The organism is Bifidobacterium aemilianum (assembly GCF_003315635.1).
Classification (GTDB): Bacteria; Actinomycetota; Actinomycetes; order Actinomycetales; family Bifidobacteriaceae; genus Bifidobacterium; species Bifidobacterium aemilianum.
The window spans coordinates 1-436 of sequence record NZ_PDCG01000093.1; the positions used below are offsets into that span (position 1 = coordinate 1).

The window sequence follows — 436 nt, forward strand, 5'->3', positions numbered from 1 at the left end:
CGAGGCCACCCCCGGTCCCGTCGGGTCGGCCATCCGCTCCCGCCGGGGCAAGTGGCAGAGCTTCCTGGGCCTGCCCATCGTCGGAGTCCCCTGCTTCATGACCTTCTTCTGGGCGGTGGTCATCATGATGCAGCAGGCCCCGACCCTGGCCATCCTGCTGACGATCATGTTCGTCTCCGGTGCCTTCGGCGCCATCAACGGGCCGATCGTCCAGGCCATGCCCTTCGCCCTGCCCGACATCCGCGGCAAGTAGGCCGGTTCCGCCGGCGGCCTGGTCAGCACCATCGGCCTGCTGTGCGCCTTCTTCATCCCGGTCATCATCTCGGCCGTGGCTGGAGGCAACTACGTGCTCAACCTGGGCTTGGAGAGCCTGATCTTCCTGCTCTCGGTGGTCTTCGTCCTGCTCATCCCCGAGCTGGGCCCCAAGGGCGAGATC

At 67.0% G+C, this 436-nt stretch carries 1 protein-coding gene; it reads left to right on the top strand.

Annotation, left to right across the window (positions count from 1 at the left end):
* Nucleotides 1–253 (top strand): hypothetical protein (locus tag CRD60_RS08895; RefSeq protein ID WP_161522230.1); only part of this gene is annotated, 253 nt, incomplete at its 5' end.
* Nucleotides 254–436 lie beyond the last annotated feature (183 nt).